The sequence below is a fragment of the Defluviimonas salinarum genome (genome assembly GCF_026013545.1).
Classification (GTDB): Bacteria; Pseudomonadota; Alphaproteobacteria; order Rhodobacterales; family Rhodobacteraceae; genus Albidovulum; species Albidovulum salinarum.
This window is the reverse complement of sequence record NZ_JAPDOG010000002.1, coordinates 76,366-103,141: the sequence shown is the minus strand read 5'-3', so window position 1 is coordinate 103,141 and position 26,776 is coordinate 76,366. Positions and strand designations below refer to the sequence as shown.

Annotated in this window: 23 protein-coding genes; 15 read left to right on the top strand and 8 right to left on the bottom strand. The window is 68.8% G+C overall.

Annotation, left to right across the window (positions count from 1 at the left end; translation table 11 throughout):
- Window positions 1-32: 32 nt before the first annotated feature.
- From OM960_RS02725 to OM960_RS02685, 9 genes are all read left to right on the top strand, one after another.
- On the top strand, window positions 33-1,313 hold the full coding sequence (locus OM960_RS02725) for an RsmB/NOP family class I SAM-dependent RNA methyltransferase (protein ID WP_264771011.1): 1,281 nt from the start codon (window positions 33-35) through the stop codon (window positions 1,311-1,313).
- A 111-nt stretch (window positions 1,314-1,424) separates the two neighbouring features.
- A complete protein-coding gene (locus OM960_RS02720; protein ID WP_264771010.1) occupies window positions 1,425-3,170 on the top strand; it encodes a heparinase II/III family protein in 1,746 nt (581 codons plus the stop codon).
- A 15-nt stretch (window positions 3,171-3,185) separates the two neighbouring features.
- Complete coding sequence (gene purH / locus OM960_RS02715; RefSeq protein WP_264771009.1) at window positions 3,186-4,787, top strand: bifunctional phosphoribosylaminoimidazolecarboxamide formyltransferase/IMP cyclohydrolase; 1,602 nt, start codon at window positions 3,186-3,188, stop codon at window positions 4,785-4,787.
- 6 nt (window positions 4,788-4,793) lie between these two features.
- Window positions 4,794-5,264: a signal peptidase II gene (lspA, locus tag OM960_RS02710; protein WP_263335952.1), complete on the top strand. Its 471-nt coding sequence runs from the start codon at window positions 4,794-4,796 to the stop codon at window positions 5,262-5,264.
- Between the two features lie 52 nt (window positions 5,265-5,316).
- A complete protein-coding gene (locus tag OM960_RS02705; RefSeq protein WP_263335954.1) occupies window positions 5,317-5,913 on the top strand; it encodes a DUF3035 domain-containing protein in 597 nt (198 codons plus the stop codon).
- Window positions 5,914-5,962: 49 nt separating this feature from the next.
- Window positions 5,963-7,303, top strand: a complete 1,341-nt coding sequence (locus OM960_RS02700; RefSeq protein WP_263335956.1) for a M16 family metallopeptidase — start codon at window positions 5,963-5,965, stop codon at window positions 7,301-7,303.
- The gene (locus OM960_RS02695) at window positions 7,300-8,610 is read left to right on the top strand and encodes a M16 family metallopeptidase (protein ID WP_264771008.1); all 1,311 of its coding nucleotides are present in this window, start codon (window positions 7,300-7,302) and stop codon (window positions 8,608-8,610) included. The genes OM960_RS02700 and OM960_RS02695 overlap by 4 nt, the downstream gene beginning before the upstream one ends.
- 67 nt (window positions 8,611-8,677) lie before the next feature.
- On the top strand, window positions 8,678-10,519 hold the full coding sequence (mutL, locus tag OM960_RS02690; RefSeq protein ID WP_264771007.1) for a DNA mismatch repair endonuclease MutL: 1,842 nt from the start codon (window positions 8,678-8,680) through the stop codon (window positions 10,517-10,519).
- Window positions 10,516-11,694, top strand: a complete 1,179-nt coding sequence (locus OM960_RS02685; protein WP_264771006.1) for a DNA recombination protein RmuC — start codon at window positions 10,516-10,518, stop codon at window positions 11,692-11,694. Before mutL ends, OM960_RS02685 begins: the two co-directional genes overlap by 4 nt.
- Window positions 11,695-11,709: 15 nt before the next feature.
- Here the strand turns inward: OM960_RS02685 and OM960_RS02680 are convergent, their stop codons facing one another.
- On the bottom strand, window positions 11,710-12,309 hold the full coding sequence (locus OM960_RS02680; RefSeq protein WP_264771005.1) for a hypothetical protein: 600 nt from the start codon (window positions 12,307-12,309) through the stop codon (window positions 11,710-11,712).
- Between the two features lie 183 nt (window positions 12,310-12,492).
- On the opposite strand from OM960_RS02680, the gene OM960_RS02675 reads away from it, so the two are divergent.
- Window positions 12,493-12,885: a DUF3775 domain-containing protein gene (locus OM960_RS02675; protein WP_263335964.1), complete on the top strand. Its 393-nt coding sequence runs from the start codon at window positions 12,493-12,495 to the stop codon at window positions 12,883-12,885.
- Window positions 12,886-12,888: 3 nt separating this feature from the next.
- On the opposite strand, the gene OM960_RS02670 is transcribed toward OM960_RS02675, so the two are convergent.
- Genes OM960_RS02670 through OM960_RS02645 form a run of 6 tightly spaced genes read right to left on the bottom strand, consistent with a single transcriptional unit; the run spans window position 12,889 to window position 21,019 of the window.
- The gene (locus OM960_RS02670; protein ID WP_264771004.1) at window positions 12,889-14,163 is read right to left on the bottom strand and encodes an aspartate aminotransferase family protein; all 1,275 of its coding nucleotides are present in this window, start codon (window positions 14,161-14,163) and stop codon (window positions 12,889-12,891) included.
- A gap of 10 nt (window positions 14,164-14,173) precedes the next feature.
- Entirely contained in the window at window positions 14,174-15,277 is a 1,104-nt protein-coding gene (locus tag OM960_RS02665) for a mandelate racemase/muconate lactonizing enzyme family protein (RefSeq protein ID WP_264771003.1), read from the bottom strand.
- 3 nt (window positions 15,278-15,280) lie between these two features.
- Window positions 15,281-16,390 (bottom strand): mandelate racemase/muconate lactonizing enzyme family protein, encoded by a 1,110-nt coding sequence (locus OM960_RS02660; RefSeq protein WP_263335970.1) that lies wholly within the window; start codon window positions 16,388-16,390, stop codon window positions 15,281-15,283.
- Window positions 16,387-17,493 carry a mandelate racemase/muconate lactonizing enzyme family protein gene (locus OM960_RS02655; protein WP_264771002.1) on the bottom strand — a complete coding sequence of 369 codons (1,107 nt, stop codon included), beginning with the start codon at window positions 17,491-17,493 and terminating at the stop codon, window positions 16,387-16,389. Before OM960_RS02655 ends, OM960_RS02660 begins: the two co-directional genes overlap by 4 nt.
- Complete coding sequence (locus OM960_RS02650; RefSeq protein ID WP_263336151.1) at window positions 17,490-18,554, bottom strand: alcohol dehydrogenase family protein; 1,065 nt, start codon at window positions 18,552-18,554, stop codon at window positions 17,490-17,492. Before OM960_RS02650 ends, OM960_RS02655 begins: the two co-directional genes overlap by 4 nt.
- A gap of 5 nt (window positions 18,555-18,559) precedes the next feature.
- Window positions 18,560-21,019, bottom strand: coding sequence for an FAD-dependent oxidoreductase (locus OM960_RS02645; RefSeq protein WP_264771001.1), 2,460 nt, complete (start codon window positions 21,017-21,019; stop codon window positions 18,560-18,562).
- Window positions 21,020-21,088: 69 nt separating this feature from the next.
- Between OM960_RS02645 and OM960_RS02640 the strand changes: the two genes are divergently transcribed.
- Genes OM960_RS02640 through OM960_RS02620 form a run of 5 tightly spaced genes read left to right on the top strand, consistent with a single transcriptional unit; the run spans window position 21,089 to window position 25,631 of the window.
- Window positions 21,089-21,976 carry a MurR/RpiR family transcriptional regulator gene (locus OM960_RS02640; RefSeq protein WP_263335976.1) on the top strand — a complete coding sequence of 296 codons (888 nt, stop codon included), beginning with the start codon at window positions 21,089-21,091 and terminating at the stop codon, window positions 21,974-21,976.
- Window positions 21,973-23,061, top strand: a complete 1,089-nt coding sequence (locus OM960_RS02635) for an aromatic ring-hydroxylating oxygenase subunit alpha (protein WP_264771000.1) — start codon at window positions 21,973-21,975, stop codon at window positions 23,059-23,061. The genes OM960_RS02640 and OM960_RS02635 overlap by 4 nt, the downstream gene beginning before the upstream one ends.
- A complete protein-coding gene (locus OM960_RS02630) occupies window positions 23,054-24,502 on the top strand; it encodes an aldehyde dehydrogenase family protein (protein WP_264770999.1) in 1,449 nt (482 codons plus the stop codon). Before OM960_RS02635 ends, OM960_RS02630 begins: the two co-directional genes overlap by 8 nt.
- A gap of 15 nt (window positions 24,503-24,517) precedes the next feature.
- Window positions 24,518-25,234, top strand: a complete 717-nt coding sequence (gene gst / locus OM960_RS02625) for a glutathione transferase, Atu5508 family (RefSeq protein ID WP_264770998.1) — start codon at window positions 24,518-24,520, stop codon at window positions 25,232-25,234.
- A 7-nt stretch (window positions 25,235-25,241) separates the two neighbouring features.
- Window positions 25,242-25,631, top strand: coding sequence for a carboxymuconolactone decarboxylase family protein (locus OM960_RS02620; RefSeq protein WP_263335986.1), 390 nt, complete (start codon window positions 25,242-25,244; stop codon window positions 25,629-25,631).
- A 22-nt stretch (window positions 25,632-25,653) separates the two neighbouring features.
- Here OM960_RS02620 and cuyA read toward each other — a convergent pair whose 3' ends face one another.
- Window positions 25,654-26,673, bottom strand: coding sequence for a D-cysteate sulfo-lyase (gene cuyA, locus OM960_RS02615; RefSeq protein WP_264770997.1), 1,020 nt, complete (start codon window positions 26,671-26,673; stop codon window positions 25,654-25,656).
- Between the last annotated feature and the right edge of the window lie 103 nt (window positions 26,674-26,776).

Sequence of the window (26,776 nt, the reverse complement as noted above, 5' to 3'; positions counted from 1 at the left end):
GCGCCCCCAGCAGGACGGCAACCGGAGGCGAGATGGCGGAGGAGACGGCACGGGGCGGCGCGGCGCGGCTCGTCCTCGGCGTGACCGAAGATCGGCAGTCGCTCGGCGACCAGATCCAGTCCGGCGCGCTGTCGCGCCTCGCGCCTCCGGACCGGGCGCGGGCGCAGCGCCTTGCGCTCGCGACCTTGCGCAACCTCAACCGCGCCGACGCGGTGCTGAAGCCCTTCCTGCGCAAGGCGCCGCCGCCCGCGATCCGGGCCACCTTGCGCGTCGCGGTGACCGAGATCTTCGCCGAGGGCGCGGCCGCCCACGGCGTGGTGAGCGAGGCGGTCGACCTCGCCCGCCGCTCCGGCCGCAAGACCGAAGCCTTCGCGCCGATGGTCAACGCGGTCCTGCGCCGCGCCGCCGAGACCCCGGCCGAGGCCTGGGCCAAGCAGCCGCCCGCGCCGCTGCCGGGCTGGCTCCGCGGCCGCCTGATGTCGGCCTACGGCAAGGCCGCGACGCTGGCGATGGAGGCCGCCCATGCCCGGGGCGCCCCCCTCGACCTCACGCCGAAGGACGGCGACGCCGCGGCGCTCGCCGCCCGCCTTGGGGGCGAAAAGCTGCCCACGGGGTCGGTGCGGCTGACCGGCCCGGCGCAGGTCTCCGACCTGCCCGGTTACGCCGAGGGCGACTGGTGGGTGCAGGACGCCGCGGCGGCGCTGGCCGCGAAGGCGCTCGCGCCCCGGCCCGGCGAACGGGTGCTCGACCTCTGCGCCGCGCCCGGCGGCAAGACCCTGCAACTCGCCGCCGCCGGTGCCTGCGTCACCGCACTCGACCTCTCCGCCCCCCGCATGGCGCGGCTCGAGGAGAACCTCGCCCGCTGCCGGCTCGCCGCCGAAACCGTGGTCGCCGACGCGCTGACCTGGGAGGGCGCGGCGGATTTTGACGCGGTGCTCCTCGACGCGCCCTGTTCGGCCACCGGCACGATTCGCCGCCATCCCGACCTGCCGCACCTCCGCGACGCCTCGGGCCTGAAGGAGATTGCCGCGCTGCAGGCCGCGCTTCTCGACCGCGCGCTGACGCTCGTCCGCCCCGGTGGACGGGTGGTCTTCGCGACCTGCTCGCTGCTGCCCGAGGAGGGCGAGCGGCAGGTTTCCGCCGCGATCGAGCGCCATTCCGGGCTCGTGGCCGACCGCGACGCGCTCGCGCTGCCGGGGGTCGAACCGGGCTGGATCGGCGCCGGGGGCGGGCTGCGGCTCCGGCCGGACCACTGGTCCGACCGCGGCGGCATGGACGGCTTCTTCATCGCCTGCCTGCGCCGCCGGGACTGACCCGGCTTTAGCCGGGTGACACGGGCGGAGGCTGCCGGTAATCTCGGCCGGCGCAGATTCCCGGGACCCAACCCGGGGCAAGGCGCGGCAAGATCGTAAGGACGTCGAGGCGTGGCAGGAACGAAGAACGCAGGCAAGGCCGGGGTCGGGGCGGCGAACCGGCTCCATGCGCGGCTCGCGGCGCTCGCGCGGCCGGCGGGCGGATTCGTCAGCCAGCCGGAACCGAAAACGATCGGCTCCTTCGCCCGCGGCCGCCAGCTTACCGGCGGCAACTTCCTGTTCGCCGGTTTCCTGATCGAATCGAAGGCCGCCTCGATCTGGGACCTGCCGGTGCCCGACCCGCGCTTCGAGGAGGAGATCCACGGCTGCGCCTGGCTCGACGACCTCGCCGCGGTCGCGGACCTTCCGGCGCGCGAGCGGGCGCAGAAATGGGTGGTCGACTGGATCCGCCGCTACGGCCGCGGCGGCGGGCCGGGCTGGACCCCGGACCGCACCGGGCGGCGGCTGATCCGCTGGATCAACCACGCGATCCTGCTCCTCAACAACCAGGACCGCGCCGCCTCGGACGCCTATTTCCGCAGCCTTGGCCGCCAGACGATCTTCCTCTCCCGCCGCTGGCGCGCCGCCCGGCCCGGCCTGCCGCGGTTCGAGGCACTGACCGGTCTCATCTACGCCGGCCTCTCGCTGTCGGGCATGGAGCGTCACGTCGCCCGCGCCGCCGTCGCGCTTGGCCGCGAATGCGAGCGCGAGATCGACACCGAGGGCGGGATCCCGACCCGCAACCCCGAGGAACTGCTTGAGGTATTCACGCTCCTCACCTGGGCCGGGGCCGCGCTGAACGATGCCGGCCGTACCCCGCCGGCCGCCCATCTCGCGGCGATCGAGCGGATCGCGCCGACGCTCAGGGCGCTCCGCCATGCCGACGGCGGGCTCGCGCGGTTCCACGGTGGCGGCCGCGGGGCCGAAGGCCGGCTCGACCAGGCGCTTGCGACGGCGGGGGGGCGCGCGACGACCGCGCATGGCCTCGCGATGGGCTACGCGCGGATGAGCGCGGGCCGCACCACGATCATCGTCGATGCCGCGCCGCCGCCGACGGGCCGCGCCTCGGCCAATGCCCATGCCTCAACGCTCGCGATGGAGCTGACCTCCGGCCGCCGCCCGGTGATCGTCAATTGCGGCTCCGGCGCGAGCTTCGGCCCGGAATGGCGCCGCGCCGGCCGCGCCACGCCCTCGCATTCCACGCTCTGCGTGAAGGGCTATTCCTCGTCACGCTTCACGGCCAAGGGGCTCCTGACCGAGTCCGGCACCGGCCAGTTCACCGACGTGCCCGACATGGTCTGGGCCCAGCCCGAGGACGACAGCGACGGCCACCGGCTGATCGCCGGGCACAACGGCTACGTGCCGACCCACGGGCTCAGCCACATCCGCCAGCTCATGCTCTCGCGCGATGGCCGCTCGCTCACCGGCGAGGACACGCTCGGCGCGATGACGGTGGCCGACCGGCGCCGCTTCGACACGGTGATGGAACGGGCGAAGTTTCACGGCGTTCCCTTCGAGTTGCGGTTCCACCTGCACCCGGGTGTGGACGCCGCGCTCGACCTTGGCGGCACCGCGGTGTCGATGGCGCTGAAGTCGGGCGAGATCTGGATCTTCCGCCATGACGGCGTGGGCGAACTGACGCTCGAACCCTCGGTCTACCTCGAATCCGGGCGGCTGAAGCCGCGTGCGACCAAGCAGATCGTGCTTTCCGCGCATGTGATGGATTATGCCTGCCAGTTGGGCTGGACCTTGGCGAAGGCACAGGATACCCCAACGGCGATCCGCGACACGATGCGCGACGAAGACGTCACCGCCTAACAGAGGATGCCCCGCTTGACCGCCCAGACCGCCGACCTGGCCCCGCTTGCCCGCGCCCTGATCTCCGTCTCCGACAAGACCGGGCTTCTCGACTTCGCGAAGGGACTGGCCGAACGGGGGGTGGAGCTCCTGTCCACCGGCGGCACCGCGTCGATGCTGCGCGAGGCGGGGCTCAAGGTCCGTGACGTGGCCGAGGTGACGGGCTTCCCCGAGATGATGGATGGCCGCGTCAAGACGCTACATCCGAAGGTGCACGGCGGGCTCCTGGCGCTCAGGGACAATGCCGACCATGTCGCGGCGATGGAGACCCACGGGATCGAGCCGATCGACCTCCTCGTCGTCAACCTCTACCCGTTCGAAGCGACCGTGGCGAAGGGCGCCGACTACGACACCTGCATCGAGAACATCGACATCGGCGGCCCGGCGATGATCCGCGCGGCTGCTAAGAACCACGCCCATGTCGCGGTCGTCGTCGATCCCGAGGACTATGCCAAGGTTCTTGGCGACATGGACCAGCACGAAGGCCGGACCTGCCCGAGGTTCCGCCGCAAGCTCGCCCAACGCGCCTATGCCCGCACGGCGGCCTATGACGCCGCGGTCTCGACCTGGCTCGCCGCGGCCATCGGCGATGCCGCGCCGCGCCGCCGCGCCTTCGCAGGGACGCTGGCCCAGACTCTGCGCTACGGCGAAAACCCGCACCAGTCGGCGGCCTTCTACACCGACGGCTCGACCCGCGAGGGCGTCGCCACCGCCGCCCAGCACCAGGGCAAGTCCTTGTCCTACAACAACATCAACGACACCGACGCGGCGTTCGAGCTGGTCGCCGAGTTCGATCCCGCCGAAGCCCCGGCCTGCGCGATCATCAAGCACGCCAATCCCTGCGGCGTGGCGCGGGGTGCTACGCTCCTGGAGGCCTACAAGGCCGCCTATGACTGCGACCGCACCTCGGCCTTCGGCGGCATCGTCGCGCTGAACCGGCCGCTTGATGCGGCGACGGCCGAGGAGATCTGCCAGATCTTCACCGAGGTCGTGATCGCGCCGGGCGCCGACGACGCGGCCAAGGCGGTCTTCGCCGCCAAGAAGAACCTGCGGCTTCTGACCACCGCGGGCCTGCCCGATCCGAGATCGCCCGGCCTCGCCTTCCGCCAGGTCGCCGGCGGCTTCCTCGTCCAGGATCGCGACAACGGCGTGATCACCGCGGCCGACCTCAAGGTCGTGACCAGGCGCGCGCCGACCGAGGCGGAACTGAAGGACCTGCTCTTCGCCTGGAAGGTCGCCAAGCACGTCAAGTCGAACGCGATCGTCTACGTCAAGGCGGGCGCGACGGTCGGCGTCGGCGCGGGCCAGATGAGCCGGGTCGATTCGACCCGCATCGCCGCGCGCAAATCCGCCGACATGGCCGAGGCCCTCGGCCTCGCGGAGCCGACCGTGAAGGGCTCGGTCGTCGCCTCGGACGCGTTCTTCCCCTTCCCCGACGGGCTTCTGACCGCGGCCGAGGCCGGCGCCACGGCGGTGATCCAGCCCGGCGGCTCAATGCGCGACGACGAGGTGATCGCGGCCGCCGACGCGGCGGGGCTCGCGATGGTCTTCACCGGCCAGCGGCATTTCCGGCACTGAGGCATCATGCGGCAGGTCATCCAGGCGGCGGCAGCGACCTTCGCGCTCGATCAGGCGTCGAAGGTGCTCGTGGTCCATGTCCTCGATCTCTACGCGCGGCAGGAGATCGCGGTCCTCGCGCCCTGGCTCAACTTCCGCATGGCGTGGAACCGGGGCATCAACTTCGGCCTCTTCTCCAGCTCCGAGGACCTCGGCCGCTGGGTGCTGATCGGGCTCGCGCTGGCGATCGCCGCCTGGGTCTGGCTCTGGGTCCGGCGCGAGCGCCACAGCCGAATCGTTCAGCTTTCGGCGGGCCTGCTGATCGGCGGTGCGATGGGCAACGTGATCGACCGGCTGATCTACGGCGCGGTCGCGGATTTCCTCAACATGTCGGTGCCGGGGATCGACAATCCCTATTCGTTCAACGTCGCCGACATCGCGATCTTTGCCGGCGCCTTCGGGCTCGTCCTGTTCACCGGGCGGGAGAAGACCACGTGACGGGCGAAAAGACATGCGTTAAACCGGGCCCGGAACGGTGAAGGAGAGACCGATGGCGGCGAGACGTGGCATCTGCGGGATCGCATTGGCGAGCGTGGTCCTCGCGCTGTCGGCCTGCGGCGGCAGTGAAGATCCGAAGCTCCTGAACATCCGTTCGCAAAGCCGCAGCCCCGACGAGTTCACCGTCCTGCCGTCGAAGCCGCTGCAGATGCCCGAGGACCTCGCGAGCCTGCCCGAGCCGACGCCCGGCGGCAGCAATATCACCGATCCGACGCCGGAGGCCGACGCGGTCGCGGCCCTTGGCGGCAATCCGGCGGCGCTGGCGCCCGGCGGCTCCGTGCCGGCCTCGAATGGGGCGCTGGTTTCCTACGCCGGGCGCTACGGCACGGCGTCCGACATCCGCCGGGTGCTGGCGGCCGAGGATCTCGACTACCGCCGGCGTCACGACGGACGGCTTCTCGAGCGTGCCTTCAACGTCAACGTCTATTTCAAGGCCTACAGGCCGATGTCGCTCGACCAGCACGCCGAGCTCGCGCGCTGGCGCGCCGCCGGCGCCCGCACCGAGACCGCGCCGCCGACGGCGTCGCCCTCGGGGAGCACCACGACCTACCAGTACCAGGACTCCCAGCCGCTCGGCCGGCACCCTTGACGCTGCCCCCCATGCGCTTACCTGTCAGAGGGTAACGAGGGAGACCAAGATGTTCCGCACCCTGCGCTGGACGATCCTTGCCGCGACATTCGCCGCGCCGGCCCTGGCCGACGAGGTCACGACCTTCACGCTGCCGAACGGGCTCGAAGCCGTCGTGATCGAGGATCACCGCGCCCCGGTCGTGGTGCAGATGGTCTGGTATCGCGCCGGCGCCGCCGATGAAGAGCCCGGCGTCTCGGGCATCGCGCATTATCTCGAACACCTGATGTTCAAGGGCACCGACACGCTCGCGCCCGGCGAGTTCTCCAAGATCGTCGAGGCCAATGGCGGTGCCGACAACGCCTTCACCTCCTGGGATTTCACCGGCTACTACCAGCGCGTCGCCGCCGACCGGCTCGAACTGATGATGCAGATGGAGGCGGATCGGATGCGCCACCTCAAGCTCACCGAGGACGACTGGCAGACCGAGCGCGAGGTGGTGATCGAGGAGCGTAACCAGCGCATCGACAGCGACCCCGGCGCGATCTTCGGTGAACAGCGCCGCGCCGCGCTCTACCTCAACCATCCCTACGGCCGGCCGGTGATCGGCTGGCGCCACGAGATGGAGAAGCTCACCCGCCAGGACGCGCTCGACTGGTACGGGCGTTATTACGCGCCCAACAATGCGGTTCTCGTCGTTGCCGGCGATGTCGACCCGGAGGCCGTGCGCGCGTTGGCCGAGACATATTACGGCCCGCTCGACCCGAGCCCCGACATCGCCCCGCGCGTCCGGCCGCAGGAGCCGCCGCAGCTCGCCGAGCGACGGCTCAGCTTCTCAGACCCGCGGGTCTCGCGGCCTTACGTGACGCGCAGCTACCTCGCGCCGGAACGTGATCCGGGCGCGCAGGAAAAGGCGGCCGCGCTCACCGTGCTGGCCGCGATGCTCGGCGGCGACGGCCAGACCTCGATCCTCGCCCGCAAGCTTCAGTTCGAGAGCCGCCAGGCGATCTACACCTCGGCCCGCTACGACGGCAGTTCCTACGACGACACGAGCTTTGACCTTGCCGTGATCCCCGCCGACGGCGTGACCCTCGCGGAGGCCGAGGCGGCGCTCGACGCGGTTCTGGCCGATGTGCAGGAGAACGGCGTCGACCCGGCCCAGTTCGAGCGCGTAAAGGCGCGGCTGCGGGCCGGCCTGATCTACGCCAAGGACGACGTGGGCGGCCTCGCCCGCCGCTACGGCGAGGCGCTCACGACCGGTCTCACCGTCGCCGATGTCGAGGCCTGGCCCGATATCGTTGATGCGGTCAGCGAGGCGGATGTGAAGGCCGCCGCCGCGGAGGTCTTCGACCGCCGCCGTTCGGTCACCGGCTGGATGATGAAGACCGGCGAAGAAGAGGTGATGCAATGATCAGGCTTCTCGCGGCGGCATTCGTCGCCCTTCTCGCCGCCCTGCCCGCCAGCGCGGTCGAGATCAAGGAAATCACCTCGCCTGGAGGCATCAGGGCCTGGCTGGTGGAGGAGCATTCGATCCCCTTCACCGCGCTCGAGATCCGCTTCCGTGGCGGGTCGAGCCTGGATCTGCCGGAAAAGCGCGGCGCGACGCTACTGATGATGGCGACGCTCGAGGAGGGGGCGGGCGATCTCGATTCCCAGGGCTTCGCCGAGGCGCGCGAGGCGCTGGCGGCCGGGTTCGAGTTCGACGCGAACGACGACAGCGTCTCGGTGTCGGTGCGGATGCTGAGCGAGAACCGCGACGCGGCGGTGGCGCTCCTGAAGACGGCGCTGACCGCGCCGCGCTTCGATCAGGACGCGATCGACCGGGTGCGGGCGCAGGTCGTCTCGATCATCCAGTCCGACGAGAAGGATCCGAACACCATCGCCTGGCGGGAATTCGACCAGCAGGCGTTCGGCGCGCATCCCTATGCGTCCTCGCGCAACGGCACGCTTCTGTCGGTGGCCGCGCTCACCCGCGACGACCTCATCGCCGCCAAGGCCAACGTCATGGCCCGCGACCGGCTCTACGTCTCGGCGGTGGGCGACATCACCGAAGCCGAGCTGGGCGCGCTTCTCGACGACCTCCTCGGGGATCTGCCGGAGACCGGGGCGCCCCTGCCACCGAAGGCGGAGCTCGGGCTCAAGGGCGGGGTCACGGTGATCGACTTTGCCTCGCCGCAGTCGGTCGTGGCCTTCGGTCACGAGGGGATCGAGCGTCACGATCCCGATTTCTTTGCAGCCTACGTGCTGAACCAGGTCATCGGCGGCCACGGCTTCGGCGCACGGCTGATGGAGGAGGTGCGCGAGAAGCGCGGGCTGACCTACGGGATCTCGACCGATCTCGTGCCGATGGATCTCGGCTGGACCTGGAAGGGCGGCTTCGCCTCGGCCAACGAGAAGGTCTCAGAGGCGATCGGCGTGGTGCGCGACGAATGGGCGCGGATCGCCGCCGAGGGCGTGAGCGACGAGGAGCTGGAGGCGGCCAAGACCTATCTCACAGGCGCCTATCCCCTGCGCTTCGACGGCAACGGACGGATCGCCGGCATCCTCGTCGGGATGCAGATGGACGACCTGCCGACGACCTATCTGCGCGACCGCAACTCCTATATCGAGGCGGTGACCTCCGACGACATCAAGCGGGTCGCCAGGCGCCTGATGAAGCCCGACGCGCTGCGCTTCGTCGTGGTCGGCCAGCCGGCCGGTCTGGAGCCGTCGAACTAGCGTCCCGCAGGCATTCGCCCATCAGCCAACTGGTCGAATCGGCGCAAGCCATGCTAGTTCTGGTAGCATGACCGTCCCGAACCCCAAAATCCTGCCCGGACGCCCGGTAATCCGCCAGCTTGACGAGGCGGCAATCAACCGCATCGCGGCCGGCGAGGTGGTCGAGCGCCCGGCCTCGGCGGTCAAGGAACTGGTCGAGAACGCGCTCGACGCCGGGGCGCGGCGGATCGACATCGCCTATGGCGACGGCGGCAAGACCCTGATCCGCGTCGCCGACGACGGCTGCGGCATGACCGCCGATGAATTGCCGCTGGCGCTTTCCCGCCATGCCACCTCGAAGATCGACGGCTCGGACCTTCTGAACATCCGCAGCTTCGGTTTCCGTGGCGAGGCGCTGCCCTCGCTCGGCGCCGTCGGGCGGCTCAAGATCACCTCGCGCGCCGAGGGCGCCGAGGCGGCGGGCATCGCCGTCGCGGGCGGCCGCATCGCCCCGGTCCGGCCCGCCGCGCTGACCCGCGGCACGGTCGTGGAACTGCGCGACCTCTTCTACGCCACCCCGGCGCGGCTGAAGTTCCTGCGCTCCGACCGAGCCGAGGCGCAGGCGATCAGGGATGTCGTCCAGCGCCTCGCGATGGCCGAGCCGCATGTCGGCTTCACCCTGCGCGACGTGACCGGCGGCGGCGAGGGCAAGCTGATCCTGCGCGCCGATGCCGAGCAGGGCGAGCTTTTCGACGCGCTCGGCCAGCGGCTCCGCACCCTCATCGGCGCCGAGTTCGCCGACAACGCGCTTGCCATCGACGCCGAGCGCGAGGGCATCCGGCTCACGGGCTTCGCCGCGCTACCAACCTATTCGCGCGGCGCCGCGGTCGAGCAGTTCCTCTTCGTCAACGGCCGTCCGGTGCGCGACAAGCTCCTGATCGGTGCGCTCAGGGCCGCCTACATGGACGTGCTCTCGCGCGACCGCCATCCGGCGGCGGTTCTGAACCTCACCTGCGATCCCGAGCGGGTCGACGTCAACGTGCACCCCGCCAAGGCCGAGGTCCGCTTCCGCGAGCCGGGCGTGGCGCGCGGGCTCATCGTCTCGGGCCTGCGCCATGCGCTGGCCGAAGCCGGGCACCGTGCCTCCTCGACCGTCGCCGGTCTCACGCTCGGCGCGATGCGCGCCGAACCGTCCGCCACGCCCCGCATCTACCAGATGGACCGCCCCTCGCAGACCGCGCTGCGCATGGCCCACGCGGCGCAGGCGCCGCTCGCCCCGGAGTTCGCCGAGGCCACCGCCCGGTTCGAACGCCCCGCCGCCCCGCTGCCGGTGGAAGAGCCCGCCGAGCACCACCCGCTCGGCGCCGCCCGCGCGCAGCTGCACGAGAACTACATCATCGCCCAGACCGCCACCGGCCTCGTCATCGTCGATCAGCACGCCGCGCACGAACGGCTGGTCTACGAGCGCCTGAAACGCCAGCGCTCGGAGAACGGCGTCGCCGCGCAGGCGCTCCTCATCCCCGAGATCGTCGAGCTGTCGCCGGGCGATGCCCAGCTGCTCCTCGACCATGCCGCGACGCTCGCCGGGCTCGGCCTCACGATCGAGCCCTTCGGCGGCGGCGCGGTCGCGGTGCGCGAGACCCCGGCCCTTCTCGGCGAGGTCAATGCCACGGCGCTCCTGAAGGACATCCTCGACGAGCTTCACGACGCAGGCGACAGCCAGCGCCTGCAGGGCCGGATCGACGCGGTTCTGAGCCGCATGGCCTGCCACGGCTCGATCCGCTCGGGCCGGCGGATGCAGGCCGACGAGATGAACGCGCTCCTGCGGGAAATGGAGCGGACGCCGCTTTCCGGCCAGTGCAACCACGGCCGGCCGACCTATGTCGAGCTGAAGCTGACTGATATCGAAAGGCTTTTCGGGCGCACATGATCACGCTGAACGGACAGGACTACATGCTTGACGATCCGATGGTGCTCGCCGTCCTCGGCGGCGCGGCGCTGGTCCTCGCGCTGTTCGTGCTCCTCATCGTCACGCTCCGCGCTGCCTCGCGCTCGGCCCGGATGGCGGAGCCGATGTTCTACTCGCTCGACCGGCTCGGCAACCGCGTCGAGGCGCTGTCGGCCGGGCAGGAGCGGCTCTCGGGCGGGCTCACCCATGTGTCCGAGGCGCAGGCGGCCTCGCAGACCCGTGTGCTGCAGCTGATGGAGCGGCGGCTCGCCGAGGTCTCGCGCGGCATGACCGAGACGTTGCAGGGCAGCGCCACCCGCACCGCGCGCTCTCTCGGAGAATTGCAGCAGCGGCTCGAGACCATCGACAAGGCGCAGTCCAATATCGAGAAGCTCTCGGGCGACGTGCTCTCGCTGCAGGACATTCTCTCGAACAAGCAGACCCGCGGCGCCTTCGGCGAGATCCAGCTCAACGACATCGTGCGCAAGGCCCTGCCCGCGGATTCCTTCTCGATGCAGGCGACGCTCTCGAACGGCAAGCGCGCCGACTGCCTGATCCACCTGCCGAATCCTCCCGGCCCGATCGTCATCGACTCGAAGTTCCCGCTCGAGGCCTACGAGGCGCTGCGCCGGGCCGAGAACCAGTCGCAGCTGATCGAGGCACAGCGGATGCTGCGCATCGCGGTCCGCTCCCACATCAAGGCGATCGGCGAGAAATACATCCTCGACGGCGAGACCGCCGACGGCGCGCTGATGTTCCTGCCCTCCGAGGCAGTCTATGCCGAACTGCACGCGAATTTCCCCGAACTGGTGCGCGAGGGCTTCACGGCCAAGGTCTGGATCGTCTCGCCGACGACCTGCATGGCGACGCTGAACACGATGCGCGCGGTCCTGAAGGACGCGCGGATGCGTGAACAGGCGGGCGCGATCCGCACCACGCTGCGCCAGCTTCACCGCGACGTCGAACTGGTGGTGGAGCGGGTCGACAAGCTCTCGGTGCATTTCAACCAGGCGCGCAACGACCTCGACGGCATCTCGACGGCGGCCGAGCGCGCCGGCAAACGCGCCGCCCGGCTCGACAATTTCGACTTCGAGGAACTGGCGCCCGAGGCCGAGACGCCGCGGGTCGTGCCGCTCGCGAAGACCTCGGCCGACTGAGCGCCGCGGCGGCGGTCAGTGCACCGCGGGGACCGAGGCGGTGAAGCCGCAGTCTGGTTCGCTCAGGAAATGCACGTCCTTCGCGTGCCGCACCTGCCCGAAGCCGCCGATGGGCAGGCGCTCCAGCAGGTAGGTGGTGCGGACCCGGTCAACCCAGAATGACCCGTCGAACACCGCGCAGACGGCAAGGAACTGGACGCCGTTAAAGTCGCGGTGGCTGCTGTCGTCCAGAAGCAGTCCGACCAACGAGCTCCGCGCCGGGATCGTCATGGCCTTGGGCGCGAAATGGTGGTCGGCCAGATCGGCCTGATCCTCGGTTCCGTCACCGTTCTCGTCGAAGATGACCATCGCGCCGGACCGGTCGTAGAGCCGGAACGAGATGTCGGCATTCTCCATGACATGATCGGACTCGTTCAGCAGCGTGACCTCGAGCCCGTCGCCGTTCTCGAGCGAGGTCGGCATGACCGAGGGCGAGAACACCGCGTCGCGGCGCGCGAGGTCGACCGAGACGAAGGTGAATACGCCGGCGAGGGTGGCAGCGGCGGCGACCAGGCCGCGCAGGTAGCGCTGCCAGCGAAGACCGGACCGGCCCCCCAGCCCGAATGTGATCTGCATGATTGTTCTCGAAGAAACCGGATCGGGCACACAAGGCGCGCGCGGCGCGGCGGTGGCAAGAGCGGATCGCGCGAATGCGTCCTTCGGCCGCGCCGGTGTGCCGTACCCGCCACGGAGTGCCACTTTGCCCGATTGCCCCGAGACCCCGGTTTGGCGCACAATCGACGGCATCAAGGAGGAGCCATGCTTCAGATCGCCCCCGAGAAGGTCGCCCATGTCATCATCCGCGCGCGCGAGCTTGACGCAAAGGTCAGCCCCTGGGATTCCTCCGGCGACGTCCGCGATGCCGACACGATCCTCGAAGCCCGCGCCGGTGACGCCACAGAGGGCGAGCTGCGCGCCTTCATCTCCGCGCTCAACGAGGACGAGCAGACGAGCCTCGTCGCGCTGATGTGGGTCGGGCGCGAGACCTTCGGGCCGGACGAGCTTGAAGAGGCGATCGACACCGCCCGGCTCGAGGCGACCTCGCCGACCGCGACCTATCTTCTCGGCGAGCCCCTGCTCGCCGATTATCTCGAAGATGGGCTCGACGCGCTCGGCATCTCGGTCGAGGATGCCGAAGCGGGCATCCTCTGAGCCTCAGGCGATCGCGGCGGCGGCCTTTTCGATTGCGGCCTCGGTCAGCTCGAAATCGGCCTCGGTCAGCGCCAAGCTGGGATAGACCTTGCCGGGCGACTTGAAGACCCCGTTCGCGCGCAGGACCGCGTTGAAGGCGGCGTTCTTCTTCGCATCCGCCGCCAGCACGTCGCGGTAGGTCCGCACCTCCCGGTCGGTGAAGACCACGTCAAAGAGCGTCGGATGGCCGACGATCCGGTGCGCGATCCCGGCCGCGTCGAGATGGCGGGCGAGCATCGCCTGCAACCGCTCGCCATGAGCGCGGAGCGTGTCAAAGGCGCCGTCGCGGCGCAGGATCTCCATCGTCTTCAAGCCCGCCACGGCGGCGACCGGGTTGCCCGAGAGCGTGCCGAGCATCATCAGCCACTTGTCGGCGCCGACGATGGCCTTGTCGAAATGATCCATGATGTCCTTGCGGCCCGCCACCGCCGCCAGGGGGAAGCCGCCGCCGATGATCTTGCCGAGCGTGCAGAGGTCGGGCGTGACACCGTAAGCCTCCTGCGCGCCGCCATAGGCGAAGCGGAACCCGGTCACGACCTCGTCGAAGATGAGGACGATGCCGTAGCGGTCGCAAAGCTCGCGCACCGCCTGCAGGAACCCCGGCGCGGGCGGGATGATCCGCTGCAGCGGCTCGACGATGATGCCCGCCACGTCGCCCCCATGCTCCTTCAGCAGGCTTTCGAGATACTCGGGATCGTTGAACGGCGCGATCAGCATCTCGGCCCGGACCGCCTCGGGGATCCCGGCGCTGTCGGGCACGGCTTGCGGGAAGTTCACCAGCCGCGTCGGCGCGAGGCTCATCTGCGCCTCGGCGGACATGCCGTGATAGCCGCCCTCGAACTTCAGGATCTTGTCGCGCCCCGTATGGGCGCGGGCGAGCCGCATCGCGTACATGTCCGCCTCGCCGCCCGAGGACAGAAACCGCACCTGCTCGGCGCAGGGCACCGCGCGGCAGATCTCCTCGGCCAGTTCGACGCCGGGGGCGTTGTTGGCGAAGAAGGTCATGCCCTTCGGCAGCTGCTCCGCCACCACCTCCAGCACCTCGGGATGGCCGTGACCGAGAAGCATCGGGCCGGAACCGATCAGGTAGTCGACATATTCGCGCCCGTCCTCGTCCCAGACGCGGGAACCCTTGCCCTCGCGGATGAAGACCGAGGGGTCGAAATTGCCGAAACCGCCGGCCGGCAACACCGCGCGGGCACGGTCGGCGAGAGCCTGCATGGGGGTCTTGTCGAGCATCGGGACTCTCCTAGTCGATGACGGCCATGGGCTGGCCGAGAATGTCACTGTCCGGCGCGACGCCGAGCCCCGGCCCTTCCGGCGGCGCGATACGCCCTGCCTTGCGCACCGGCGCCTCGCGGTCGAGGCGCGGGCCGACATAGCCCGAGAGATCGCAGGTGTTCAGAAGCATCCGCTCGGGCGTCGCGGCGGCAAGATGGAGGAGTGCCGAGGTGGTGACGTCCGAACCCCAGGTATCCTCGACGCACATCTTCGCGCCGAGATGCAGGCAGAGGTCGCGCGCCCGCCGCATCGGGCTGAGCCCGCCGAATTTCGAGAGCTTCAGCGCGACGGCGTCCATGCAGCCGAGTTCATACGCCTTCAGGAGCGAGGCGGTGTCATGCCCGTTCTCGTCGATCTTCATCGGCAGACCCGTCGCGGCGCGCACGGCGGCGCATTCCTCCAGCGTCGCGCAGGGCTGCTCGAGCATCACGTCCATGCCGGCGACCGAGCGGCCCACCCGTGTCGCGTCGAGCCGTGTGGCGCCGCAGTTCCAGTCACCGTAAACGAGCGGCCCCTCGCCCACCGCCTCGCGCACCATCCTCAGCCGCGCCACATCGGCTTGCCAGTCGCCATCGGCGCCGAGCTTGACCTGGAACTGGGTGATCCCCTCCCGCTGCGCTTCCCTGGCGATCCGTGCCATCTCCTCCGGCGCGATGCAGGTGATCGAGTGATAAAGCGGCATGTCGGCCATCTGCCGCCCGCCGAGAAGCGCGTGAAGCGGCAGCCCGGCCACCTTGCCGGTGATGTCCCAGAGCGCGAGGTCGAGTGCGGACTTGGCATAGGGATGGCCCTGCAGCCAGGCATCGGCCCGGCTCATGACGGCCTCCGGTCCGACCGGATCGGCGCCGATCAGCACCGGCGCGAGGTATTCCAGCGCCGGGCGCACGCCCTCGGCATAGGCGGGCAGGTAGTGCGGGATCGGGCAGACCTCGCCCCAGCCCTCGACGCCGGCGTCGGTGTCGACGCGCAGCACGACCGAGGTGACGGTGTCGCAGGTCTTGCCGCCCGCCATGTGATAGGCGACGTGGCTCGTCAGCGGCACGTCCCAGAGTGTCAACCGGGTGATCTTCATGGTTCAGACCTCGTAAACCGCGACCGGGTCGCCCAGCCGCTCGACTTCGGGGGTGACGCCGAGCCCCGGCGCCGAAGGGGGTGTCGCGAAGCCGCCGTCGTTGCGCGCACCCTGCCCCGGCACCGGATCGACGGAGAGGTGATAGTGGCAAAGCCAGCTCGCGAGCCGGTTGGCCTCGGGCGTCGAGGCCGCCAGATGGATCGCGGCGGTGTCGGCCAAGGCCGAGCCGCCGAGGTCCTCGATATGCATCTGCCAGCCGACCGAGACCCCGAAATCGCGGATCTGCAGCGCCTTCGTCAGCCCGCCCACCCGGTTCGGCTTGACCTTCACGCCCTCGCAGGCGCCGCGCTTCCATGCCTCCAGATGGTCCTGGAACGTGTGCAGGCATTCGTCGAGCATGATCGGGTTGGCGACGCGGCCCGCCACATGGGCGCATTGGTCGAGCGTCTCGCAGGGCTGCTCCACCCAGTCGCGCGCGGTGACCGAGTTCAGCACCTGCACCGCGACGGCGGGCGTCCAGGCGCGGTTGATGTCGTAGGTGACCTTCTCAGCCCTCGGCAGGGCGGCGGAGATCGCCTCGATCCGGGCAATGTCGGCGCCGATGTCGTGGCCGCCAAGTTTGGCGGAATGGACCCGGTAGCCCTTCTGGCTGGCGCTGCGGATGAGCGCGATCATCTCTTCCGGTGTCCCTGTCGAGATCGATGAATTGACCGCGACCGGCTCGGCGCGATCGCCGCCGAAGAGCTGCCAGAGCGGCATTCCGGCGGTCTGTCCGAGAATGTCCCAGGCCGCCATGTCGATCGCCGACTTGACGTAGAGATGGCCGGGAAGCCGGGTGTCCATCGCCTCGTTGAGCGTGCGCAAGCTGCGCGGATCGCGGCCGAGGATCGCGGGGGCGAGCGTCGCGATGCCGGCGCGGATGCCGGGCCCATGCGCAGGCAGGTAGGTCGTGCCCCAGGGGCAGCCCTCGCCCCAGCCCGAAACGCCCTCGTCGGTGTCGAGTCGGACGAAGGTGGAATCGAGACGCTCGAACTTCAGCCGCCCGCCCGAGAGCCAGTAGGGCTGGACAAGCGGCAGGTCGAGCGACCAGACCATGATGCGCGTGATCTTCATCCCGCATACTCCGCGACCGGTGCGCCGAGGCTGGCGAAATCCGGCGTTACACCAAGCCCCGGCGCGTCCGGGGCGATAAGTCGGCCATCCCGCGTGGTCGGCCCGCCCCGCCCAGTCGAGCGGGTGTTGTAGTTCATCAGGTCGGTGGTGTTCTGGAGGTACTCCTCCGGCGTGGAGGCGGCAAAATGGGCGACCACGGCGCTCGTGATCTCGCCGCCCCAGGTGTCCTCGCTCACCACCGGAATACGGTTGTCGATGAGGAAATCGCGCACCCGCTTCGCCTTCGACAGACCGCCGAGGTTGGAGACCTTGAGACAGCAGATCTCCGCCCCCCGGTCGGCGACAATGCGCTGCGCCGCCGCCATCCCGGTCACGCATTCGTCGAGCTTCATCGGCTGTTCGGCCACGCGGCGAACCTGCTGGCATTCCTCGTAGGTCCGGCAGGGCTGTTCGAGGATGAAGTCGAGATCGCGGGTCGCGCGCGCCACCCGGATCGCATTGTCGACGCGCCAGCCCTGGTTGGCATCGGCCATCGCCTTCTCGCCCGGTTTCAGAAGCGGCACGGTCGCGCGGATGCGGTCGATGTCGGTGACCCAGTCGGCGCCCACCTTGATCTGGAACTGCCGATACCCTTGGGCGCGGTAGACCTCCATCTCGGCGACGGTCTCGTCCACCGCCTTCTGGGGCGCCACCCGGTACATCGGCGCGGCTTCAGTCAGCTTGCCGCCCATCAGCATCCAGACCGGCTGGCCGGTGGCCTGGCCGAGGATATCCCAGCACGCCGCGTCGAAGGGCGCCTTGGCATAGCCGTGGTCCTGGATCACATGGTCCATGATCCGCTCGATCCGCGCGACCTGCCTCGGGTCCTCGCCAAGGAGCGCCGGGGCCATCAGCCGCGCCGCCGCCTCGACGCCCTCGGAATGGGCGACCATGTAGTTCTCGCCGCAGGGCGTGAACTCGCCTGAGCCCTGAAGCCCCGCATCGGTGTCGATCACCACGACCGAGGCCCTGGCCACGGTGATCGCGTTGCCCGCACCCCAGGCATAGGTTCCGCCGACGTAAGGCAGATCGGTCTTGTAGACGCGGATGCGGGTGATCTTCACGGGGTGACCACGATGTTGCCGGTGTGCTTCTTGTCGATGAAGGCCTGCTGCGCCTCGCGGAGGTTCTTCAAGGGATAGGTCGCGGCGAGGACCGGCCTGATCTCGCCGCGCTCGATGTAGCCCACGACGTCGCGGAAGACATGCGGCGGGGTCACGGTCGAGCCGGTGAAGGTCAGGTCGCGCAGGTAGAAGGTGCGGAGGTCCAACGTCACCATCGGCCCGGCGATCGCGCCCGAACAGGTGTAGCGCCCGCCGCGTTCGAGGATGTCGATGAGCGTCGGCCAGTACGGCCCGCCGACGATATCGGCGACGACGGTAACCTTCTCGTCGCCCAAGGCCGCGCGCAGGTCCTCCGGTGCGCGGGGCAGGATCAGGTCGGGGCCGAGCTTCGCGACCTCTGCGTGCTTGGACTCCGAGGCCATCGCGATGACCCGCGCGCCGCGTCTCTTGGCGAGCTGGACCAGCGCGCCGCCGACCCCGCCCGAGGCGCCGGGGACGAGCACGGTATCACCTGCCGTCACATTGGCGCGCGCGAGCATCCCCTCGGCGGTGGTGTAGGAGCACGAGAAGGTCGCGAGTTCCGCATCGCTGAGGCCGCTATCGACGACAGCAACGTTGCGCATGTCCGTCACGGCGTACTCGGCGAAGCCGCCGTCGCGTTCCGAACCGAAATACCCGGCCTTGTCCATGTTCATCGGCTCGGACCAGTCGCGGAGCCAGCCGTCGGTCATGACCCTCTTGCCCACCAGCGCCGGGTCCGCGCCCTCTCCCACGGCGACGACTTCGCCCACCGCGTCGGCGCCCTGGATGCGCGGGAAGGTGATCGGCGAACCGCCCCAGGTCGGGTCCGCCTCGCCGACCGCCGCATAGGCGCCGCCGGTCGTCGCCTCGCTCACCGCCTTGGAATACCAGCCCGAGCGGGTGTTGACGTCGGTATTGTTGAGGCCGCAGGCGCCGACCCTGATCAGCACCTCCATCGGCCCCGGCTCCGGCCGCGGCCAGTCCTCGTGCCATTCGTACTTGTCGAGCCCGCCATGGCCCGTCAGCACCATCGCCTTCATCTTCGTCATGCTTCCGCCACCTCCCGGGCTTCGGTTCGGGGTTTCAGGTTTTCGGGATCGTAGACCGGCGCGCCGAGGACTTTCGCCGCGCGCGGCTCGCCCATGATCACGACCTCGAGCTCGGTGCCCGGCTTGGCATGGTCCGCCTTCACATAGGCGAAGGCGAGGAGCTTGCCGGTGCCGTGGCCGAAGGCGATGGAGCTGACGGTGCCGACCTGGCGGCCCTCCGAGAGCACCGCCTCGCCGCCATTGCCGTCCGAGCGGCCGTCATCGGCGAGTTCCAGATAGGCGCAGACCCAGCGGAGCGGCTTCGCCGCCGCGGCCTCGGTCGCCGCCTTGCCGCGGAACTCCTTGTCGAGCCGCACGAAGCGCATCACGTCGGCCTCGGGCAGCGTCACCTCGTTCGTGAGTTCCCCAGCCCCCTTGAAGCCCTTCTCCATCCGCATCGCGTTCATCGCGAAGGAGCCGTAGTTGACCATCCCATGCGCCTTGCCCGCCGCCTTCAGCGCCCGGAACGCGCCGAGGATCGCAGCGCGCTCCCCATGGAACTCCCAGCCGAGCTCGCCCGCATAGGACATGCGGAAAGCCCAGAGCCTGTGGCCGCCGACCGCGATCTCCTGCGCCGTCATCCACTTGAAGCCGGCATTGGCGAGGTCCGCCCCGGTGCAAGCCCCCAGGATATCGCGCGCTCTAGGGCCGTTCAGCGCCAGCGCGCCCCAGTCGGTCGAGCGGTTGGTGATGGTGACGTTCTCTCCGGCCGTCGCGAAGGTCAGGTAATCGACCAGCCGCTGTTCGAAGAAAGCCGCACAGACGAGGTAAAGCCGGTCTTCGGCCAGCCGCACGACGGTCGTCTCCAGCTCGATCCGGCCGTTGTCGTTCAGAAGATGGGTGAGGCCGATCCGCCCCACGGCGGGCAGCTTGTTCGGCACCAGCCGGTCGAGGAAGGCCGCCGCGTCCGGGCCCGAGACCTCGACCTTCGAGAAGGCCGAGATGTCCATGATCCCCGCCTTCTCCCGCACCGCGCGGACCTCGGCGCCGACGATGTCATGGAGCTTCGTACGGCGGAAGCCGTAGATGTCCTTCGCCTCGGTGCCTTCCGGCGCGAACCAGCGCGGGCGTTCGTGGCCGTAGACTTCTTCGAAGACCGCGCCTTCGGCCTTCAGGTCGTCATAGAGTGCGGAAGGCTTCACCGGCCGCGCGTCGAGACGGTTGAAGAACGGGAACGGGATCTCGTGGCGCAGGAGATAGTCCTCCTTGGCCTTTGTGATCTGGTAGCCCTGGTCGGCATAGGGACCGAACCGGCGCGGGTCGAACTCGCGCATGTTGATGTCGGCGGCACCATGGACCATCCAGCGCGCCAGTTCCCGCGTCAGCCCCGGGCCCCAGCCGATGCCGATCTGGGTGCCGCAGCAGCACCAGTAGTTCTTCAGGCCCGGCGCCGGACCGATCATCGGGTTGCCGTCGGGCGGATGCGAGATCGCGCCGTGAACTTCGCGGGTGATGCCAAGATCGGCGAGGATCGGCATCCGGTCCATCGCGTTCTCGAGCCACGGCATGATCCGGTCATAGTCCGGCTCGAAGAGCTCGTTCTCCGCCTCCCAGGGGCAGTGATCCTCCCAGACGGTGTTCGGATTGGCCTTCTCGTAGATGCCGATCAGGCCCTTCTTCTGCTCCATCCTTATATAGCCCGAGACGAGCCGGTCATCGCGGACAACGGGGAGCTCCTTGTCGAGCGCCTGGAAATCCGGCACCGTGTCGGTGATGAGGTAGTGGTGCGTCATCGAGGTCGCCGGCAGGTCGTAGCCCGACCAGAGCGCCACCTGCCGCGCATAGGTTCCGCCGGCGTTGACGACGTGCTCGCAGATGATGTTGCCCTCTTCGGTCTCGACCAGCCACTCGCCGTTTTCCTGCTTGGTCACGTTCGTCGCCCGGCAGCGGCGGATCACCTTCACGCCGAGCTGGCGCGCGCCCTTGGCGAGCGCGAAGGCGGCGCCTGCCGGGTCGACATGGCCGTCGTCGGGCGTGTGCAGCGCCGCCTTCACCCCGTCGAGATTGTAGAACGGATGCAGTTCGCGGATCCGCTCCGGCCCGACGATCTCCATCGGGAAGCCAAGCCCCTTGCCGACCGAGATCGTCTGGTGCAACCAGTCGAGCTCATCGTCGGTATAGGCAAGGCGCAGCGAGCCGCAGCCATGCCAGGTCACCGACTGCCCGGTCTCCGCCTCCAGAACCTTCGAATAGAGGTCGATGTTGTAGCCCACGCATTTGCCGAGTGCGAAGCTCGACGTCGAATGCGTGATCTGCCCCGCCGCATGCCAGGTGGAGCCCGAGGTCAGCTCCGCCTTTTCCAGGAGAACGACATCCGTCCAGCCCTCATGCGCGAGGTGATAGGCGAGGCCGCAGCCCATGATCCCGCCGCCAATGATGACGACGCGGGCAGTGGAGGGCAGAGCGCGTTCCGACATTGAAATTTTCCCGAGATGAGTCGCGTTTCCTCTCGACAGGCTAATGGGACAACTATACCATCGTCAATCATGAATGGCACAGATGTATCAACAATCGTCCTGAACCGCCTCTCCGAGGAGTTCGAGACGCTGACCCCTGAGGCGCAGAAGGCGGCGCGCTACGTACTTGAGAATCCGCATTGCGTGGGCGTCTCGACCGTGCGCGAGATCGCCGAATTCGCCAATGTGAAGCCCAACACCTTCGTGCGCATGGCCCGCCAGGTCGGCTTCGACGGCTACGAGGATTTCCGCGCCGCCTTCCGCGAGGCGATTCGCAGCGGGCCGGCGGGCTTTCCCGACCGGGCACGCTGGCTGCAAGACGTCTCGAAACAGGGCGCGCTCGGTGGGCTCTATGCCGAGATGGTGGGCGCAGCGATCCGCAACATCGAGGAAACCTTCGCCAAGATCGACTCCGATGCGCTCAAAGCGGCTGCCGAGGCGATCTGGGCCTCGCGCCGGGTCTATACGCTCGGTGTCGGCGTCAACAACGCGAACGCGCGCAACTTCACTTACCTCGCCTCGACCGGCATGGTGGAGTTCCACGCGATCCCGCAGGCGGGCTCGGATGCCGCCGACGACATCGCCTGGGCGGACAGTCGTGACGTTCTGATCGCGATGACCTGCCATCCCTACCGCCGCGAGGTCGTGGAGACGGTGAAGATCGCCCGCGAACAAGGGATGACTGTGATCGCCATCTCCGACAGCCCGGCGAGCCCGATCATCATGGCCGCCCAGCACCGCTTCACCGTGTCGGTCGACACGCCGCAGTTCTTCCCCTCGTCGGTCTCCACGATCGCGCTATTGGAGACGCTCCTGAGTTTCGTGATCGCGGTGGCGAGCCCCGAGATCGTCGAGCGGGTCGAGAAGTTTCACAAACGCCGCCATCAACTCGGTCTCTATCTGGAGGATCCCGAATGAACGCTCCACTCGTCCATTCGCTCGACGCCCGTTACTATACCGACCCCGCGATCTTCGAGAACGAGATGCGCGGCCTTCTCGCCCGCACATGGCAGTTCGCCGGGCATGAAAGCCAGGTCCGCAATCCCGGCGACTACTTAACCTTCGAGATTGCGGGCGAAAGCCTCTTCTGCATCCGCGGCCGCAACGGTGAGCTTCGGACCTTCTACAATGTCTGCCAGCACCGGGCGCACCAGATGGTCGAGGGCTCCGGCACGACCCGCGTCGTCGTTTGCCCCTACCACGCCTGGACCTACGAGCTGTCGGGCGAGCTCCGCGCCGGGCCGAACGTCAATTCGGTGCCGGGCTTCGACCGCAAGAAGATCTGCCTAACCTCGGTCAGGACCGAGACCTTCCACGGCTTCATCTTCGTCAACCTCGACGACAACGCGGCACCGATGGACGAATGGTATCCCGGCGTCCGCGAGGAGCTTGGCGACTATGTTCCGAACATCGCCGAACTCGAACCCCTGGAATGGGTCGAGATCCCCGAGAAGTGCAACTGGAAGGTCTCGGTCGAGAACTATTCCGAGTGCTACCACTGCTCGCTGAACCACCCGACCTTCGCGACCGGCGTGATCCGGCCCGAGACCTACGACATCCAGCCGATGAACAAGGGCTATGTCCTCCGGCACACGACCGAGTGCCAGGACCTTTCCAAGATGACCTATGCGATCGACACCTCGGTGCCGCACGGCGGCGAGTACCGGTCGTTCTTCTTCTGGCCTATGTTCTCGTTCCAGGTCTATCCGGGCAACGTTCTGAATACCTACCACTGGCGGGCCCATGACGTGGACCACTGCACCGTCTGGCGCGGCTGGTACACGCCCGGCGGCGTCGACAGCGACGTGATCCGGCGGCTCGCGATCCAGGACCGGGCGACGACGGTCGAGGAGGATATCCGGCTCGTGGAGAGCGTTTCGAAGGGGCTCAAGAGCCGCGGCTACCGGCCGGGGCCGCTGGTGCTCGATCCCGATTGCGGTCTCAACTCGGAACACTCCATCCAGACCCTCCAGCAGTGGATGCGCGAGGCCGTCGATGCGTGACGTCGCGGCCTACTGGCAGAACTGGATCGACGGTGGCTGGGTGGACGGCGGCGCGGGACGCATCAGCGTCACCGACCCCGGCACCGGCGCGCCCCTCGCCGAACAGGCGCTGGCCGACGTCGCGGATGTCGACCGTGCCGTGGCGGCGGCGCGGGCCTGCCATGAGAGCGGCGCGCTCTCCGACCTCCGGCCCGTCGAACGCGGGCGGATGGTGCAGGCGATGGGGCGCTACCTCCTCGACCATATCAGCGAAATTGCCCGGCTCCTGACGCTCGAACAGGGCAAGCCGCTATGGGAGGCGGAGATCGAGGTTCGCGGTGCGGCGCGCTACTTCGAGTATTACGGCAACCAGGCCGAGACGGTGGAGGGCCGCTCGGTCCCGCTCGGCGCGGGCTATTTCGACTTCACCACCCATGAGCCCTACGGCGTCTCGGCGCAGATCATCCCGTGGAACTATCCCCTGGAGATGACCGCGCGGTCGCTCTCGGCAGCACTCGCCACCGGTAATGCCTGCGTGATCAAGACGCCCGAACTTACGCCCCTGACGAACGCCTTTATCGCCCGCGCCGCCGAGGCGGCGGGCCTGCCGAAAGGCGCCGTCAACGTCCTCTGCGGCCTCGGGGCCGAGGCGGGCGCGGCACTTTCGGCCCATCCCGGCGTCAACCAGATCGTCTTCACCGGCTCGGTCCCGACCGGCATCGCCATCGCCACCGCCGCGGCGAAGAACGTCGTGCCTTGCGTTCTCGAGCTCGGCGGCAAGTCCGCCGCCATCGTCCATGACGACGCCGACCTCGATGCCTTCCTGTCGGATGTCCGCTGGGGCATCTTCTACAATGCCGGCCAGGTCTGCTCGGCGATGAGCCGGGTGATCGCCTCCGAGCGCATCCATGACGAACTCGTCGACCGCATCGCCGGGCTCGCGGCCTCGCTGAAGGTGGGCCCCGGCATCGACCAGCCCGAGTTCGGCCCCACGATGGGCGCGATGGTCTCCGAGGCCCAGCGCGACCGCGCCGAGGGCATGGTCCGCGCCGCCGAGGCCGAGGGCGCGACCGTCGTCACCGGCGGCCGCAAGCTCAACCGCCCCGGCGCCTTCCTCGAACCGACGGTGCTGCAGGTCACCCCCGACATGGCCATCGCGCGGAACGAGGTCTTCGGCCCGGTGCTCTCGGTGCTGAAGTTCCGCAGCGACGAGGAGGCGATCGCCATCGCCAACGCCACCGATTACGGCCTCGTCGGCGGCGTCTTCACCCGCGACCTCGACCGCGCCACACGCGCAGCGCGGAAGCTCCGCGCCGGCCAGGTCTTCGTCAACGAATGGTACGCGGGCGGCGTGGAAACCCCCTTCGGCGGCTACGGCAAGTCCGGCTACGGTCGCGAAAAGGGGCGCGAGGCCTTGTGGAACTACGTCCAGACCAAGAACATCGCGATCAGGCTGCGGTAACGCCGGGAGGCGGCGATGGACTACACGCTCTATTACTGGCCGCTCCCCTTTCGGGGCCATTTCGTGCGCTACGTGCTGGCCCACGCCGGCGCGTCGTGGGACGAGGGCGACACGGCGGAGTTGATCCGGCTCAAGGCGCTCCCGGTCGGGGAGCAGCCGACGCCGTTTATGGCCCCGCCACTCCTCAACGATCATGCGGCCGGTCTCTGGCTGTCGCAGTTGCCGGCGATCCTCCTCTATCTCGGGCGCAAGCACGATCTTCTGCCCGAAGACTCCGCCCGCGCGGCCTTGGCCCACAAGCTCGTCTGCGACGCCAACGACGTGCTGGAGGAGATCACCTGCAACTGCGGCAGGACGATGTGGGCAAAGGCTGACTGGGACGACTTCGCCGCGACCCGCCTGCCGCGCTGGATGGCGATCTTCGAGGACACCGGCCGCCGCCACGGGCTGACCGCCGAGGCGGGCACGATGCTCGGAACCGGCGCGCCGGGCCTCGCGGACCTCGCAGCGGCCGCGCTTTGGCACACAATGGGCGCGAAGCTGCCCTTGCTGGGCGGGATGCTGCGCCGGAACGCGCCCCGCGTCGCCGCGCTTTCCCAGCGGATCGCGGCCTTGCCGGAGATCGCCGCGATGATCGCGCGCGAGGATGCTCGGACGGGCCGGGACTATTGCGGCGGACAGATCGAGCGGTCGCTGCGCGCCATGCTCGAAGAAACGGACCACAAGACATGAGGACGAGATGAGCACATTCGACGACGACCTGTTCGAAAAGGGCCTCGCCCAGCGCAAGGCGACGCTCGGCGCGGACTACGTCGAGAAAAACCTCGCCGCCGCCGACGACTTCACGCGGCCGTTCCAGGAGGCGATGACCGCATGGTGCTGGGGCTTCGGCTGGGGCGACGATGTGATCGAGCCGAAGACGCGCTCGATGATGAACCTCGCGATGATCGGCGCGCTCGGCAAGATGCACGAATGGGAAGTGCATTGCCGCGGCGCCATCAACAACGGCGTCACTAGGGACGAGATCCGCGCCATCATCCATGTCGTCGGCATCTATTGCGGCGTGCCGCAGGCGCTCGAATGCTTCCGCGTGGCGCGGAAGGTGCTGGAGGAAACGGGGGCGGCCTGAGGCCGCCCGCCCCAAGCGGTGATCAGGCGGCCTGCCAACGGTTCTTGAAATCGAAGGCGAAGTCGTAGCCGAAAAGCCCCGCCGCGCCGCCGGTGTGGAGGAAGACCACCCGCTCGCCCTTCTTGAAATGGCCCCTGCGGATCAGGTCGATGAAGCCCGCCGCGCCCTTCGAGGAATAGACCGGGTCAAGCAGGATCGCCTCCAGTTCGGCGAACATCCGGATCGCCTCCAGCCCGCTTTCGGTCGGGATGCCGTAGCCCGCGCCGACATAGTCGGTGTTCGCGACCACGTCCTCGCGCTTCACGACCCCGGCGCAGCCGAGCTTCTCGGCGGTGGCGCAGGCGAGGTTGAAGACATTCTCCTCCTGCTTCGGCTTCGGCGCGCGCACGCCGATCCCGAGAAGCGGGATCTGCGCGTTCATCGCCTTGAGGCCGGTGATGAGCCCGGCCTGCGTCCCGGCCGAGCCGGTGGCATGGACGATATGGTCGATCTTCAGCCCGCCGGCATTGGCCTGTTGCAGGATCTCGAAGGCGCAGTTGACATAGCCGAGCGCGCCGGTCGCGTTCGAGCCGCCGCCGGGGATCGTGTAGACCTTCTTGCCCTCGGCGCGGAGCCGGTCGGCCACCGCCTCCATCTCGGCATTCATGTCGCCGCCGCCGGGCCGCCTCTCGGTCGTCGCACCGTGCAGGTGGTCGAGAAGCACGTTGCCGTTGTTGTTGTAGTTGGCGTCGTTCGAGCCTGTCCGGTCCTCGAGCAGGATATGGCACTTCATCCCGAGCTTGGCCGCGAAGGCGGCGGTCTGGCGGGCGTGGTTCGACTGCGTCGCACCTTGTGTCATCACCAGCTCGGCGCCCTGCGCCTCGGCCTCGGCCATCAGGAATTCGAGCTTGCGGGTCTTGTTGCCGCCGGTCGAAAGACCGGTGCAATCGTCGCGCTTGATCCAGATTTCGGGGCCGCCGAGTTCCTTCGTCAGCCGGTCGAGCCGTTCGAGCGGCGTCGGCAGATGGGCGAGGAAATGGCGCGGGAAGCGGGCGAGATGCATGGGCCGGGCTCCTTCAAATTGACCTGTTCGACACATACAGGGCGCACGATCCGCCATCAAATGCGTTCTTCGCGTCACAACTTTCCCGAATTGCAAGTTACAC

Bases quoted from the DNA above. Each gene is read 5' to 3' on its own strand.
- OM960_RS02695 (WP_264771008.1), top strand. From the start codon at position 7,300: ATGATCAGGCTTCTCGCGGCGGCATTCGTCGCCCTTCTCGCCGCCCTG.
- OM960_RS02635 (WP_264771000.1), top strand. From the start codon at position 21,973: ATGAACGCTCCACTCGTCCATTCGCTCGACGCCCGTTACTATACCGAC.
- OM960_RS02650 (WP_263336151.1), bottom strand. From the start codon at position 18,554: ATGAAGGCGATGGTGCTGACGGGCCATGGCGGGCTCGACAAGTACGAA.
- lspA (WP_263335952.1), top strand. From the start codon at position 4,794: ATGCGGCAGGTCATCCAGGCGGCGGCAGCGACCTTCGCGCTCGATCAG.
- OM960_RS02700 (WP_263335956.1), top strand. From the start codon at position 5,963: ATGTTCCGCACCCTGCGCTGGACGATCCTTGCCGCGACATTCGCCGCG.
- OM960_RS02705 (WP_263335954.1), top strand. From the start codon at position 5,317: ATGGCGGCGAGACGTGGCATCTGCGGGATCGCATTGGCGAGCGTGGTC.
- OM960_RS02620 (WP_263335986.1), top strand. From the start codon at position 25,242: ATGAGCACATTCGACGACGACCTGTTCGAAAAGGGCCTCGCCCAGCGC.
- cuyA (WP_264770997.1), bottom strand. From the start codon at position 26,673: ATGCATCTCGCCCGCTTCCCGCGCCATTTCCTCGCCCATCTGCCGACG.
- OM960_RS02645 (WP_264771001.1), bottom strand. From the start codon at position 21,019: ATGTCGGAACGCGCTCTGCCCTCCACTGCCCGCGTCGTCATCATTGGC.
- OM960_RS02640 (WP_263335976.1), top strand. From the start codon at position 21,089: ATGAATGGCACAGATGTATCAACAATCGTCCTGAACCGCCTCTCCGAG.
- gst (WP_264770998.1), top strand. From the start codon at position 24,518: ATGGACTACACGCTCTATTACTGGCCGCTCCCCTTTCGGGGCCATTTC.
- OM960_RS02685 (WP_264771006.1), top strand. From the start codon at position 10,516: ATGATCACGCTGAACGGACAGGACTACATGCTTGACGATCCGATGGTG.
- OM960_RS02680 (WP_264771005.1), bottom strand. From the start codon at position 12,309: ATGCAGATCACATTCGGGCTGGGGGGCCGGTCCGGTCTTCGCTGGCAG.
- OM960_RS02675 (WP_263335964.1), top strand. From the start codon at position 12,493: ATGCTTCAGATCGCCCCCGAGAAGGTCGCCCATGTCATCATCCGCGCG.
- OM960_RS02665 (WP_264771003.1), bottom strand. From the start codon at position 15,277: ATGAAGATCACCCGGTTGACACTCTGGGACGTGCCGCTGACGAGCCAC.
- OM960_RS02630 (WP_264770999.1), top strand. From the start codon at position 23,054: ATGCGTGACGTCGCGGCCTACTGGCAGAACTGGATCGACGGTGGCTGG.
- mutL (WP_264771007.1), top strand. From the start codon at position 8,678: ATGACCGTCCCGAACCCCAAAATCCTGCCCGGACGCCCGGTAATCCGC.
- OM960_RS02670 (WP_264771004.1), bottom strand. From the start codon at position 14,163: ATGCTCGACAAGACCCCCATGCAGGCTCTCGCCGACCGTGCCCGCGCG.
- OM960_RS02725 (WP_264771011.1), top strand. From the start codon at position 33: ATGGCGGAGGAGACGGCACGGGGCGGCGCGGCGCGGCTCGTCCTCGGC.
- OM960_RS02660 (WP_263335970.1), bottom strand. From the start codon at position 16,390: ATGAAGATCACGCGCATCATGGTCTGGTCGCTCGACCTGCCGCTTGTC.